The organism is Kitasatospora sp. NPDC101801, from assembly GCF_044766665.1.
In the GTDB taxonomy this organism is placed as follows: Bacteria; Actinomycetota; Actinomycetes; order Streptomycetales; family Streptomycetaceae; genus Kitasatospora.
In genome coordinates this window covers 56202-69682 of sequence record NZ_JBIWML010000027.1, presented here as the reverse complement: position 1 = coordinate 69682, position 13481 = coordinate 56202, and the positions used below count along the sequence as shown (strand labels likewise).

Here is a 13481-nt window from a genome sequence, read left to right as displayed (position 1 = left end):
GGCGGGGTGTAAGGGCGATGTCGGACAGTAACTCACCCCGCAAGTCGGCTCCTGCCAACGGGAGCAAGGCCGGCGGTCCGGCTTCGACCGAATACGACGTTCTGGAAGGGCGCCTCGGGTTCGTACTCGAGCGCGCCCTTCTGGTGCGTGCCCTGACGCACCGTAGCTTCGCCTACGAGAACGGCGGGCTGCCCACCAACGAGCGCCTGGAGTTCCTGGGCGACTCGGTGCTGGGCCTGGTCGTGACGGACACCCTCTACCGCCTCCACCCGGAGGTCGCCGAGGGAACGCTCGCCAAACTGCGTGCCGCAGTGGTCAACTCGCGCGCGCTGGCCGAGGTCGGCCGTGGGCTCGAACTCGGTACCTTCATCAGGCTCGGCAAGGGCGAGGAGGGGACCGGTGGCCGTGACAAGTCGTCGATCCTCGCCGACACCGTCGAGGCCGTGATCGGCGCCATCTACCTGGACCTGGGGCTGGACGCCGCGACGGACTTCGTCCACCGCCTGTTCGACCCGCTGATCGAGGAGTCCTCTCAGCTGGGCGCGGGCCTGGACTGGAAGACCAGCCTCCAGGAGCTCACCGCCTCGGTGGGCATCGGTGTGCCCGAGTACGTGGTGGCCGAATCCGGCCCCGACCACGAGAAGACCTTCGACGCCGCCGCCCGGGTGGCCGGCGAGGACTTCGGGCACGGCAGCGGCAGGTCGAAGAAGGAAGCCGAGCAGAAGGCCGCCGAGAGCGCCTGGCGGGCGATCCGCGCCAAGTACGCGGAACAGCTCAACCCCACCAGCTGACACCAGAGTTGAGGCGGCAGGCGTGCCCGAACTCCCCGAGGTCGAGGTGGTCAGGCGTGGCCTGGCCCGCTGGGCCGCCGGCCGTACCGTGGCCGAGGCCCAGGTGCTGCACCCACGGTCGGTCCGGCGTCAGCCGGGCGGTGCGGACGAGTTCGCCGCCCGGCTGACCGGGACGACCCTGGGGGAGGCGCAGCGCCGCGGCAAGTACCTCTGGGTGCCGCTCGGCGGCGACCAAGCGCTGATCGGCCACCTCGGCATGAGCGGTCAGCTCCTGGTCCAGGACGCCGCGGTGCCGGACGAGACGCACCTCCGGGTCCGGCTCCGGTTCACCGACGGCGGGCGTGAACTGCGCTTCGTCGACCAGCGCACCTTCGGCGGCCTCGCGGTCGAGGAGGCCGAGCCCGGCGACCCCGAGTCCACCCCGCTCTCGATCGCCCACATCGCCCGCGACCCGCTCGACGCCCGCTTCGACGACGGCGCCTTCGTCGCCGCCCTGCGCGCCAAGCGGACCACCGTGAAGCGGGCCCTGCTCGACCAGACGCTGATCAGCGGGGTCGGCAACATCTACGCCGACGAGTCGCTCTGGCGCGCCAAGCTGCACTACGAGCGCCCCACCGCCACCCTGACCCGTCCCGAGGCCGCCACCCTGCTCGGCCACGCCCGCGACGTGATGAACGCCGCCCTCGCGGTCGGCGGCACCAGCTTCGACAGCCTCTACGTCAACGTGAACGGCGAGAGCGGCTACTTCTCCCGCGACCTCGACGCCTACGGCCGGGAGGGCGAAGCCTGCCGCCGCTGCGGCACCGCCGTTCGGCGCGAGCCCTGGATGAACCGCTCCAGCTACTTCTGCCCCCGCTGCCAGCGGCCCCCGCGAGGGTAACCGGCTACGGTCAGAGGCTCGGGGCTCTGCTGTTGTGCGGCTCCGGCTTTTTGCAGGTGGCTCGGCATCTACGGTCCAGGGGCTCGGGGAACTGCGACGCCGGCCCTTGCAAGGTGATCGTCGCGTAGGTGGTCAGGCACTTTCGCAGTGACCCGAGCGCCAGATCTCCTCGCAGTTCCCCGAGCCCCTGGGTAGTGCAAGTGGAGCGCCTGCCTAGGGCGCAGGCCCGAGCTCCTGGGTAGTCGACCGTTGAGCGCCTGCCTACGGTGCAGCCCCGAGCCCCTGGGTAGTAGATGGCTGGGCGCCTGCCTACGGTGCAGCCCCGAGGCCCCTGGCCCCGTAGCGGGCTGAGCACAACTGCCTAGGAGACCGAGGTGAGTTCCGATTCCTCGGAGAGGTCCTGTTCGCCCTGGCCGTAGTAGGCGACGCCGACCGCGCTGACGACGGCGAGGACGAAGCCGACGGCGGCCAGCCAGCCGAGGCCGGCCCGGGACGAGTCGCCGAGCCAGATGACGCCGACCGCGCCGGGGATGACGGTCTCGCCGACCACCAGGGCGGCGGTGGCTCCGTTCACCGAGCCGATCTGCAGCGCGATGGTGTGCAGGTACATCCCGCCGATCCCGCCGATCAGGATCGCGTACAGGGCCGGGTCGGAGACCAGCTTCCCGAGGTCGAAGGGCTCGATGCCGTTCAGGATCCGGACGCCGACCCCGAGCGCGCCGAAGCCGAGTCCGGAGAGCAGACCGGCCACGATCGCCCCGCTCGCCCCGAGGAGTCGGACGATCAGCGCACCGCCCCCGATGATCGCGATCGAGGCACCCAGCAGCCACCAGTGCACGGCCATCGCCGCGTGGTGCCCGCCCTCGGGCCCGGCCGCCACCGCGAGCAGGACCAGGGCGGCGCACAGGATCGCGATCGAGGCCCACTCGGGCCGCTTCAGCCGGATGCCGAGCAGCTTGATGCTGAGCACGGCGGTGACCACCAGGTTGGCGCTGATGATGGTCTGGGAGAGGAAGAGCGGGAGCAGCCGGGCGGCCAGCGCGCCGAGCCCGAAGCCGATCAGGTCGAGCACCGTGCCGAGGATGAACTCCCAGGTGACGGCGGCCTTGGCGGTGGAGGAGAGGTTCGGGCCGCCGTGTTCGGTGACCCCGGCGGAGCGGCCGTTGGCGGCCGCCTCCTCGCGGGCGGAGCGGCGTGAGCCGACCGCCTGGAGTACCGAGCCGATGCCGTAGCAGGCGGATGCCGCGACGGCGGTGACGAGGCCCAGGATCACCGGGTGCTCCGATCTGGATGTGGCAGGCGTAGTGGATCAGGCACCACTATGCCCGCTCGGACCGGCACCGGAGTCAGCCACCAGGAGGACCGGGGGTCGTCCCGAAGGCGGGGGAGGTGCCGACCGGAGGTATGGGGCCGAAGGCCACCGGTACGAGTAGCGTCGAAGGCATGAGAACCACGCAGCTCAGCCGCTCGAAGGCCGCCGTCCTCCTGGCACTGGTGCTGGCCGCCCTGTTGCTGCTGCCCGCCACCGCCGCCTCGGCGGCGACCGGTGGGGTGGAGGAGGCGGCCCGGGTACTGAAACAGGGTCAGGTCTACGTGGACCCGGCGATGACCGGGCGGTTCTCCACGGCCGACGCGGCGGCGCTGACCGAGCGGATCAGGGCGGCCGACAAGCCGGTCTTCGTCGCGGTGGTCCCGGCGGACGAGCAGTACCCGGCCCAGACGGTGGCCCGTGACCTGCGGACCAGGGTCGGGGTGACCGGCCTGTACGCGATCTGGCGGGGCGAGGAGTTCAAGGCTTTCGCCGACCCGGCGGCGATCTCCACCGCGGCCGCGAACAACCTGGCCGGCGCGGCGCTGCGGGCCCACCCCGGTGACATCAACGGCACGTTGACCGACTTCGTCGGCCAGGCGGTCGGCCAGGTGAAGGGCAAGGGCGTGGCGGCCGCCGACGGCGGCGGGGCCGGGGTGGCGGCGGTGGTGATCCCGGTGGCCCTGCTGGCGCTGGCCGGCACCGGCGTGTTCCTGCTGTTCCGCCGCTCGAAGCGGCGCAAGGAGGAGCAGGCCAGGGCCGAACTGGAGCAGCTGCGGGTGGTGGTGGACGAGGACATCACCGCGTTCGGCGAGGAGCTGGACCGGCTGGACTTCGCGCCGGGCGACCCGGCGGCGGACGACACCCAGCGGGCCGACTACGCGCACGCGCTGGACTGCTACGAGGGCGCCAAGCGCGCGATGGACGCGGCTACCGCCCCCGAGCAGGTCCGTCCGGTGGCCGAGGCGCTGGCCGACGGCCGGTTCGCGCTGGCCACCCTGACGGCCCGTCGGGAGGGGCGGCCGCTGCCGGACCGCCGTCCGCCGTGCTTCTTCGACCCCCGGCACGGCCCGTCCGCGAAGGACGCGGACTGGGCGCCCGCGGGTGCGGCCCGGCGTACCGTCCCGGTCTGCGCGGCGGACGCGGCCCGGCTGGCGGCGGGTCAGGAACCGGAGATCCGTACGGTGCAGACCGAGCACGGCCGGGAGCCGTACTGGAACGCGGGCCCGGCGTACAGCCCGTGGGCCGGCGGCTACTTCGGCGGCGGGATCCTGCCGGGGCTGCTGGTGGGCACCATGCTGGGCTCGATGGTGGCCTCGCCCGGTACCGCCTGGGCGGCCGGCGGAGAGGGCTACCAGGGCGGGGACGACTCCGGCGCCGACTTCAACCCGTCGGACTTCGGTGGCTTCGACGGTGGCGGCGGCGGTGACTTCGGAGGCGGAGGGGACTTCGGGGGCTTCTGAGGCCCTCTGCGGCGGATGGTGTGAAGCCCCTTGCCTGCTGATCGCCGAGAGGCTGACAGTACGATGATCAGCCAGGCATAGCAGTAAGGGGCAGTTTCATGGGGGAGCAAGGCTTCCGGGTCGAACCGGGCGCACTCAGGACGTATGCGGAACTGGTCGATGCGCAGGCGGAACGGATCGCCCAGATCCAGGCCCGGCTGGCGGCGGTGACGCTGAACTCCAACGACTTCGGCAAGCTGCCGGACGCGCAGAACCTGTTCGAGGCGTACCAGGAGCACGCCGAGGCCGAGCAGCAGAACCTCGTCGACCTGCAGGAGGTCCTCACCGGCACCGCCGAGGGGCTCCAGCACTCGGCGGACAACTACGCGGGCCAGGACGGTGCGATCGCCTCGGTCTACGGGGGTGGCCGGTGATCGCCGGTACCGATGTCTCGTTCGGTGACCTGGGCGCCGGCTTCAAGTGGACCCGGGACTTCGTCAGCGAGCCGCTGCTGCCGCTGCCGAGCTTCAGCAACCCGGTGGCCGACGGGCTGGACGCGGGCCTGGACGACGCCGTCCGGGGGGCCCTGGAGTTCACCGGTCTGATGGGCATGCTGGAGGAGGTCACCGGCGAGCTGGAGACCCTCACCCGTGCCGCCGACGAGTGGCAGGCCCAGGCCCTGGCGATGCAGCAGGTCGCCGCCGAGCTGCGCGCGGGCGGCGCGACCCTGGCCGGGCAGTGGGAGGGCGAGGCCGCGACCGCGTTCGGCAACCACATGGGCAAGGTGGTGGAGGCGATCGACGCCACCGCCGCCGACATGAATCAGGTGGCGCAGATCATCAGCCAGGCGGCCGCCGCCTGTCAGCTGGCCGAGAACCTGGTGATCGAGCTGATCCGGGAGGCGATCGAGGTCCTGATCGCCACCCTGGCAGCGATGATCCTGGTCGACATCGTCACCCTGGGCCTGGCTGCGGTGACCAACGCGCTGGTGGTCGAGGCCGAGGTGACCATCTTCATCGCCCGGGTCGCCCGGGTCTCCCAGAAGCTGGCCGACACGCTGACCGAGCTGATGAAGGCGGTCCGCACGATCCAGAGCGCGGGCAAGTCGTTCCGGACCATCAAGGAAGGCCTGAACGCGGCCAAGGCGGTCCGCAAGGTCGGCAGCCTCGGCGAGCGGCTCGCGACCGGCCGGAACCTGCTCGCCGCCCCGTCGGCGGTCACCGCCGGCGAGTTCGCCGCCGCCCAGGGCACCAAGATGGTGTTCGGAGCGGTCAAGGGCGGCATCGCCACCGGCGTCGGCACCGTCATCGGCGCGGGCGACTACGGCGGCTCGCTGCTGGACGCGGCCAAGGACGACGCCACCGTGGACGCCGTCACCGGCGAGCTGGACGGCGGCCCCAAGGGAGCGCCGTACCGGGTCGACCGGGCCCGGCTCGAGGAGGCATTCGGATGACAGCGGGTCAGTACGGCGCACCCCAGGGCTTCGCCGAGCCCCGTCCGCTCGGCGGCGACTCGTACCGGCCGCTGGTCGCGCCGTACCTGCGGCCGAACGAACAGGTCCACGCCGTGCTGGAGCTCAAGCTCAGCGACCTGATCCGCCGGGTGCCGCGCAAGCACCAGCGGGGCAAGCCAGGGCCGGCCGCCCTGCTCGGGCTGATGGTGCTGCTTGACCTGGTCGCGGTCGTCGTCGAGGCGGTCTACGAGAGCATCTTCGGCTTCGTCCGCAACCTCCGCCGGCTGTTCCGCGGGCGTGGCCTGCGGGGCGGCTGGACCAGCCAGGCCGGGCAGTTCGTGCTCGCGGTCCGGCACGGCTCCGGCGTGGGCCTGCCCGACAACGACGGCGCGCAGCTGGTACTCGCCGGCGGCCGCACGGTGATCTTCAAGGCCTCGCACACCGTCGGCGTCACCGTGCTCGGCGAGCTCCCGCACGGACAGCTGCGCAAGGTCGAGCTGCGACACACCGCGATGTCCGACCGGGTCGACCTGCACTTCGCGGACGGCTCGTTGGCCGCGATCGAGATGGACGCCGAGCAGGCCCGGGTGCTGGCCGGTACGGCCCGCTGACCCCGGGTTAGGGTCGTGCCCATGCACAGCGATGATCCGGTCCGCTGCACCGCCTGGGTGCGCGGCAAGGTCCAGGAGGTCGGCTTCCGGTGGTGGACCAGGGCCCGGGCCCTGGAGATCGGACTGACCGGCTACGCGAGCAACCTCGGGGACGGCCGGGTGCAGGTGGTGGCGGAGGGCAGCCACGCCGGCTGCGAGCACCTGCTGGCCCTGCTCCGCGGGCCCGGCACCCCGGGCGCCGTCACCGGGGTGACCGAGATCTGGACCGCGACCGGCGAGGGGTACGACAGCTTCGCGATCCGCTGAGACCAGCCGTACGCCTGAGGCCCCCGGCAAGTGACGGTGTCAGGCGGTTGCCTTCTGGGCAGACTCGTGGTTGACTCCGCAGCGAGCAGTGATCCATCTGAGGTCGGATGGGCCCCCGCCCGGCCGCACGGCGTGTTGTTCCCCGCCATGCAGGTGACAGGGTCGCGGTAGCGTGCGGTGATCGTGTTGACCCGTACCGTCTTTGGTGAGACGCTGAAAGCCCGCGCACCAATATGCGTTCTCCCGGCAGGGTCATGCCGTCGTGAGCCCAGCTCACACGGCTCTCCCGTAGTGCCCAGCCAGCACTTCCGGCCCGCGGACGGGTGCGTGACTCCCCTTCCCCCTAGACCCATACCGCACAGGTTCGGTCACTCAGCGTGGAGGACCATTCATCATGGCAAAGGCGCTTCTCGGGTACGTCGGCGGCCCCGACCCGCGAATGCTTTCCGAGATGCGACGGCTTCAGCAGCGCGTCCAGGACCTGGAATCCGAGCTCACTCGGATGCAGGCCGAGAACGACGCACTCATCGCTGTCGCTGACGAGCACTCGCTGCTCAGCAGCATCGAGTTGGATCAGCGGGAGCCGGCACTCACCTGATCACGACCCGGTCTTCACTGATCGACGCTGCTGCGCACTGAGCTTCCCGTACGGGTCGCAGCTTTCGAGGGACGCCCGCGTGGCGTCCCTTCGTCGTGCGCGGAACCTTTTGCCAGGGAGAGTGCCCAGCCCCGGCGTGGCCAAACCGCCGCCTGCCCGCTCATCGTCCGCACTGCCGGATACAGTCGGCAAACGGAGGAAGAAGCCGAGGTGAGGAGAGCGGGCGCGTGCACCTGAAGAGTCTGACGCTGCGCGGGTTCAAGTCCTTCGCCTCCGCCACCACGCTGCGCTTCGAGCCCGGCATCACCTGTGTGGTCGGGCCGAACGGCTCCGGCAAGTCGAACGTGGTGGACGCGCTCAGCTGGGTGATGGGCGAGCAGGGGGCCAAGTCGCTGCGCGGCGGCAAGATGGAGGACGTCATCTTCGCCGGGACCAGCGGCCGCCAGCCGCTCGGCCGGGCCGAGGTCAGCCTCACCATCGACAACTCCGACGGCGCGCTGCCGATCGACTACGCCGAGGTGACCATCACCCGGACGATGTTCCGCAACGGCGGCAGCGAGTACGCGCTGAACGGCGACACCTGCCGGCTGCTCGACATCCAGGAGCTGCTCTCCGACTCCGGCATCGGCCGGGAGATGCACGTGATCGTCGGGCAGGGCCAGCTCGACTCCGTGCTGCACGCCGACCCGATGGGCCGCCGGGCCTTCATCGAGGAGGCGGCCGGGGTGCTCAAGCACCGCAAGCGCAAGGAGAAGGCGCTCCGGAAGCTGGACTCGATGGCCGCCAACCTCAACCGGGTGCAGGACCTGGTGGCCGAACTGCGCCGCCAGCTGGGCCCGTTGGGCCGGCAGGCGAAGATCGCCCGGCGGGCCGCCGGGATCCAGGCCGAGCTGCGGGACGCCCGGCTGCGGCTGCTCGCCGACGACCTGCTCACCCTGCGCAGGGCGGTCGAGGCGGAGATCGCGGACGAGCTGGCACTCCGGCTCCGCCGGTCCACCGTCGAGCAGGAGCTGAGCCGGGCGCAGCAGCGCGAGGCCGTCCTGGAGGCCCAGGTCCAGCAGCTCGGGCCACAGTTGGAGGAGGCCAGGCAGACCTGGTACCGGCTCTCCGCACTGGCCGAGCGGACCAGGGGGACGGTCGGGCTGGCCGAGGCCCGGGTGCGGCACGCGGCCGGCAGCGCGCAGGGCGAGGAGCGGCGCGGGCGGGACCCGGAGGAGCTGGAGCGGGAGGCCGAGCGGGTCCGGGAGGAGGAGGCCGCGCTGACCGAGGCGCTGGAGGAGGCACGGTACGCGCTGGCCGAGGCGGTCGAGCGGAGGGGCGAGCTGGAGCGTGAACTGGCGTCCGAGGAAGGCCGGTTGAAGGTCGCGGCGCGGGCCATCGCGGACCGCAGGGAGGGCCTGGCCAGGATGCAGGGCCAGGCCGCCGCCGCCCGCTCCAGGGCGGCCGGGGCGCAGGCCGAGATCGGTCGGCTGGCCGAGGCCGGCGCGGAGGCGGTGCTGCGGGCCGAGGCGGCGCAGGCGGAGTTCGACGAGTTGCAGCGACAGGTGGACGAACAGATCACCGGGGACGAGGAGTTGGACGCGGCGTACGAGCGGGCCCGGGCCTCGGTGGCGGGGGCGGAGGCCGGGGTGGCCGCCGTACGGGACGCGCTCGGGCTGGCCGAGCGGGAGCGGGCCGGGCTGTTGGCCAGGCACGAGGCGCTCTCGCTCGGGCTGCGCCGCAAGGACGGCAGCGGGGCACTGCTGGCGGCGGGGGAGCGGCTGACGGGGGTGCTCGGCCCGGCCGCCGAGCTGCTCGAGGTCGAGCCCGGGTACGAGACGGCGGTGGCGGCGGCGCTCGGCGCGGCGGCGGAGGCCGTCGCGGTGGACGGGCTGGCCGCGGCGGTGGCCGCGCTGCGGCTGCTGCGCGGCGAGGACGCCGGTCGGGCGGCGCTGCTGATCGCCGGAGCGGGGGCAGCGGACGGTGAGCGAGGTGGGGCAGCCGAGTTGGTGACCGGCCCCGCCGAGCTGATGCCGGCGGTGGCCGCGCTGCTGGCCCGCACCGTGGTGGTGGAAGGGCTGGACGAGGCGCGCCGACTGGTCGAGTCTCGGCCCGAGCTGACCGCCGTCACCCGGGACGGCGACGTGCTGGCCGCCGGGTACGCGCAGGGCGGGGCGGCCGGGGCGCCGAGCCTGCTGGAGACCCGGGCCGCGGTGGCCGAGACGGCCGGGCGGATCGAGCAGCTGGCCGAGCGGTGCGAGCGGCTGGCCGGCGAGCTGGCCTCGGTGACCGCCGAGAAGCGCGAACTGGCGACCGAGGTGGAGGAGTTGGCGGCCCGTCGGCGGGCCGCCGAGAAGGAGCGGGCCGGGGTCGCCGGGGCACTCGGCCGGCTCGGCGGGCAGGCCAGGGCCGCAGCGGGGGAGGCCGAACGGCTGGCCGCCTCGGTGCACCGCGCCGAGGAGGGACTGGCCCAGGCCCTGGCGGCGGCCGAGGAGTCGGCCGAACGCCTGGCGGCCGCCGAGGAGTCGGCCGACTCGGGGGAGGACGAGCCGGACGGCGCCCGCCGGGACGAGCTGGCCGGGGGCGCCGCCGAGGCCCGGCAGGCCGAGCTGGAGGCCAGGCTCGCGGTCCGCACCCACGAGGAGCGGGTCCGGGGCCTGACCGGTCGGGCCGACCAGCTGGACCGGGCGGCCCGGGCCGAGCGGGAGACCAGGGCCAGGGCGGCCGAGCGGCGCGAGCGGGCCCGGTACGAGGCCGCGGTGGCGGGCGCGGTGGCGGCCGGGGCACGGCAGCTGCTGGCCCGGCTTGAGGTCTCGCTGACCCGGGCCGAGGCCGAGCGGGCCGAGGTGGAGCAGGCCAGGGCCGAGCGGGAGTCCGAGCTGCGCAGCGGCCGCGAGCACGGCCGGGAACTCAAGGGCGAGCTGGACAAGCTGGTCGACGCGGGGCACCGGGACGAGGTGCTCCGGGCGGAGAAGCGGTTGCGGATCGAGCAGTTGGAGGCCAAGGCGCTGGAGGAGTTCGGCATCGAGGGCGAGGAGCTGCTGGCCGCGTACGGCCCGGCCCAGCCGGTGCCGCCGCCGCTGCCGGAGGAGGGGCAGGAGGCGGGCGAGCCACGTCCCTACGTCCGGGCCGAGCAGGAGAAGCGGCTGCGGGCCGCCGAGCGGGCGTACCAGCAGCTCGGCAAGGTCAATCCGCTGGCGCTGGAGGAGTTCGCGGCGCTGGAGGAGCGGCACCAGTTCCTCGGCGAACAGCTGGACGACCTGAAGCGGAGCCGACGGGACCTGCTGGAGATCGTCAGGGACGTGGACGTCCGGGTGGAGCAGCTGTTCGCCGCCGCTTACCACGACACGGCGGCGCAGTTCGAGGGCGTGTTCTCCCGGTTGTTCCCCGGCGGGGAGGGGCGGCTGGTGCTGACCGATCCTTCGAGCATGCTGACCACCGGGGTGGAGGTGGAGGCCAGGCCGCCGGGGAAGAAGGTGAAGCGGCTCTCGCTGCTCTCCGGGGGTGAGCGATCGCTGACGGCGGTGGCGCTGCTGGTGTCGATCTTCAAGGCCCGCCCCAGCCCGTTCTACGTGATGGACGAGGTGGAGGCGGCGCTGGACGAGACCAACCTGCGGCGGCTGATCGCGATCATGGAGGAGCTGCGGGAGAGTTCGCAGCTGATCGTGATCACCCATCAGAAGCTCACCATGGAGTCGGCCGACGCGCTCTACGGCGTCACCATGAAGGGCGACGGGATCTCCCAGGTGATCAGCCAGCGGCTGCGCGAGGAGCACCGCGAGCGTCCGGTTCGCGCGGTGCCCCGACAGCAGGAGGTCCCGGTCGGTGCGGAGCCCGGCCCGGAGTGAGCCCGCCGGGGGCCGTGGGCATAGGGCGAAATGGTGCAAATTCCAGCTGATACGTCATAAGGGACGAATGTCCCCGTTCTCGGGGGCGGGTCTGTCGCGGATACTGGGTCCGTTATGGAATATCTGATCCTTGCCGTAGTCATCGCCGTGGTCGCCGTCGGTGCGATCGCGGGCCTCGTCGTCAGCGGCAGACGACGTAAGCAACTGCCTCCCAAGGCCGAGGCGCCCGTCATCACGCCCCCGCGCGAGCCCGGGGTCGGCGAGGAGTCGGCGGTCCCGACGCCCGAGCCGGTCAAGACCGTCGAGGAGGTGACGCTCCCGCCCGAGGTACCCGCTGCACCCGCCCTCGACGTACCGGAGCCCACCGCCGGACGACTGGTCAGGCTGCGCGGCCGACTGTCCCGCTCGCAGAACTCGCTCGGCAAGGGGCTGCTCACGCTGCTCTCGCGCGAGCGGCTGGACGAGGACACCTGGGAGGAGATCGAGGAGATCCTGCTCACCGCCGACGTCGGCGTGGCGCCCACCCAGGAGCTGGTGGACAACCTGCGGACCCGGGTCAAGGTGCTCGGCACCCGCACGCCCGACCAGCTGCGGTCCCTGCTGCACGAGGAACTGGTCGGCCTGATCGAGACCGGGGCGGACCGTTCGCTGCGGACCGCCAAGCACGAGGACGGCCGTCCGGCCGTGGTGCTGGTGGTCGGCGTGAACGGTGTGGGCAAGACCACCACCTCGGGCAAGCTCGGCCGGGTGCTGGTCGCGGACGGACGCAAGGTGGTGCTCGGCGCGGCCGACACCTTCCGCGCGGCGGCCGCCGACCAGTTGCAGACCTGGGGCGAGCGGGTCGGCGCCCGGACCGTCCGCGGGCCCGAGGGCGGTGACCCCGCCTCGGTCGCGTTCGACGCGGTCAAGGAGGGCATCGCCGAGGGCGCGGACACCGTGCTGATCGACACCGCGGGCCGGCTGCACACCAAGACCGGTCTGATGGACGAGCTCGGCAAGGTCAAGCGGGTGGTCGAGAAGCACGGTCCGGTGGACGAGGTGCTGCTGGTGCTGGACGCCACCACCGGTCAGAACGGGCTGGTGCAGGCGCGGGTGTTCGCCGAGGTGGTGGACATCACCGGGATCGTGCTCACCAAGCTGGACGGGACCGCGAAGGGCGGGATCGTGATCGCGGTGCAGCGGGAGCTGGGCGTGCCGGTCAAGTTGATCGGGCTCGGTGAAGGTGCGGACGACCTGGCGCCGTTCGAGGCGGCGGCGTTCGTGGACGCGCTCATCGGCGAGTAACGCCGGGCCTCACTTTCGCAGGGGCTCGGGGCTGCGCTCTAGGCAGGCGTTCAGCCGTCGACCACCCAGGGGCTCAGGGCTGCACTGTAGGCAGGCGCCCAGCGGTCGACTACCCAGGGGCTCGGGGAACTGCGAGGAGATCTGGCGTGCGGGTCACTGCGAAAGTGCCTGACCATCTACGCGACGATCACCTTGCAAGGGTCGGCGTCGCAGTTCCCCGAGCCCCTGGTGGTGCACCACGTGCGCCCATGCGGCGGAGCCGTACGTTCAGGCCGTCCAGGCCGGTTCGGCGGTGCGTTCGCGGGTGCGGTGGCAGGCGTAGGCGATGGTGCCGAGGAGGAGGCGGGCCTCGGGGGGGCAGGCGGCGCTGTCGCGACAGGGGCGGCGGAGCCAGCGGGTGGGGCCGAGGGGGCCGAGGGTGGTGGGCGGGGCGGCCACGTAGTCGCCCTCGCCGTGGCAGGCCAGGTCGAGGGTGGTGTCGTCCCAGCCCATCCGGTACAGGAGTTCGGGCAGCCGCTGGGCTGCGCCGGGGGCGACGAAGAAGAGCAGCCGACCGGTCGGCAGGCCGAGCACGGGGCCCACCTGGGTGCCCATCCGTTCCAGCCGGACCAGAGCCTGCAGACCGGGCTGGGCCGGGACGTCCAGGACGTCGAACGCGCGGCCGGTCGGCAGCAGCAGGGCGGTCTCGCCGCCGCGCAGCCGGTTCAGGTCGGCGGCGCCCGCGCCGGTGGCCGGGTCGACGGTGTGGGCGGGGCCGAGCCCCTGGTGCAGGCCGGGTGCGGCGCAGTGGGTGGCCTGGCAGGTGCACCGGCCGTCGGCGCGGGTGGTGCCGGTGCCGACGGTCACCGCCCAGCCCCAGCGGCCGGTGTACTCCGCGGCCGCCTCGAATGCGGTGCCGCGCAGCCGGCGGCGGGAGCCGAAGCGCAGCTCGCCGAAGAGGTTGTCCATGCCTCCCCCAACAGGTTCGGATTGCCGGTGGT

Annotated in this window: 12 protein-coding genes; 10 read left to right on the top strand and 2 right to left on the bottom strand. The window is 72.8% G+C overall.

The genetic code is table 11. The features are described from left to right. The first annotated feature begins 17 nt into the window (after nucleotides 1-17). Nucleotides 18-791, top strand: coding sequence for a ribonuclease III (gene rnc, locus ACIRPK_RS25425; RefSeq protein ID WP_403042031.1), 774 nt, complete (start codon nucleotides 18-20; stop codon nucleotides 789-791). Nucleotides 792-813: 22 nt separating this feature from the next. Then, nucleotides 814-1671: a bifunctional DNA-formamidopyrimidine glycosylase/DNA-(apurinic or apyrimidinic site) lyase gene (mutM, locus tag ACIRPK_RS25420; protein ID WP_403042028.1), complete on the top strand. Its 858-nt coding sequence runs from the start codon at nucleotides 814-816 to the stop codon at nucleotides 1669-1671. Nucleotides 1672-2032: 361 nt separating this feature from the next. Here mutM and ACIRPK_RS25415 read toward each other — a convergent pair whose 3' ends face one another. Beyond that, the gene (locus ACIRPK_RS25415) at nucleotides 2033-2944 is read right to left on the bottom strand and encodes a hypothetical protein (protein WP_403042025.1); all 912 of its coding nucleotides are present in this window, start codon (nucleotides 2942-2944) and stop codon (nucleotides 2033-2035) included. 170 nt (nucleotides 2945-3114) lie between these two features. Between ACIRPK_RS25415 and ACIRPK_RS25410 the strand changes: the two genes are divergently transcribed. The 8 genes from ACIRPK_RS25410 to ftsY all read left to right on the top strand — a co-directional run bounded on the left by ACIRPK_RS25410 (nucleotide 3115) and on the right by ftsY (nucleotide 12501). Next, entirely contained in the window at nucleotides 3115-4443 is a 1329-nt protein-coding gene (locus tag ACIRPK_RS25410; RefSeq protein WP_403042022.1) for a hypothetical protein, read from the top strand. A gap of 98 nt (nucleotides 4444-4541) precedes the next feature. Continuing rightward, on the top strand, nucleotides 4542-4856 hold the full coding sequence (locus ACIRPK_RS25405; protein WP_403042020.1) for a type VII secretion target: 315 nt from the start codon (nucleotides 4542-4544) through the stop codon (nucleotides 4854-4856). Further along, a complete protein-coding gene (locus ACIRPK_RS25400) occupies nucleotides 4853-5875 on the top strand; it encodes a WXG100 family type VII secretion target (RefSeq protein ID WP_403042018.1) in 1023 nt (340 codons plus the stop codon). Before ACIRPK_RS25405 ends, ACIRPK_RS25400 begins: the two co-directional genes overlap by 4 nt. Next, nucleotides 5872-6486: a hypothetical protein gene (locus ACIRPK_RS25395; protein ID WP_403042016.1), complete on the top strand. Its 615-nt coding sequence runs from the start codon at nucleotides 5872-5874 to the stop codon at nucleotides 6484-6486. Before ACIRPK_RS25400 ends, ACIRPK_RS25395 begins: the two co-directional genes overlap by 4 nt. A 21-nt stretch (nucleotides 6487-6507) precedes the next feature. After that, nucleotides 6508-6792 carry an acylphosphatase gene (locus ACIRPK_RS25390; RefSeq protein ID WP_403042014.1) on the top strand — a complete coding sequence of 95 codons (285 nt, stop codon included), beginning with the start codon at nucleotides 6508-6510 and terminating at the stop codon, nucleotides 6790-6792. Between the two features lie 394 nt (nucleotides 6793-7186). Continuing rightward, nucleotides 7187-7390: a hypothetical protein gene (locus ACIRPK_RS25385; RefSeq protein WP_184913900.1), complete on the top strand. Its 204-nt coding sequence runs from the start codon at nucleotides 7187-7189 to the stop codon at nucleotides 7388-7390. A 227-nt stretch (nucleotides 7391-7617) separates the two neighbouring features. Continuing rightward, nucleotides 7618-11217: a chromosome segregation protein SMC gene (gene smc / locus ACIRPK_RS25380; protein WP_403042011.1), complete on the top strand. Its 3600-nt coding sequence runs from the start codon at nucleotides 7618-7620 to the stop codon at nucleotides 11215-11217. Between the two features lie 114 nt (nucleotides 11218-11331). After that, nucleotides 11332-12501 (top strand): signal recognition particle-docking protein FtsY, encoded by a 1170-nt coding sequence (gene ftsY / locus ACIRPK_RS25375; protein ID WP_403042009.1) that lies wholly within the window; start codon nucleotides 11332-11334, stop codon nucleotides 12499-12501. 267 nt (nucleotides 12502-12768) lie between these two features. Here the strand turns inward: ftsY and ACIRPK_RS25370 are convergent, their stop codons facing one another. After that, on the bottom strand, nucleotides 12769-13449 hold the full coding sequence (locus tag ACIRPK_RS25370) for a bifunctional DNA primase/polymerase (protein ID WP_403042006.1): 681 nt from the start codon (nucleotides 13447-13449) through the stop codon (nucleotides 12769-12771). Nucleotides 13450-13481 lie beyond the last annotated feature (32 nt).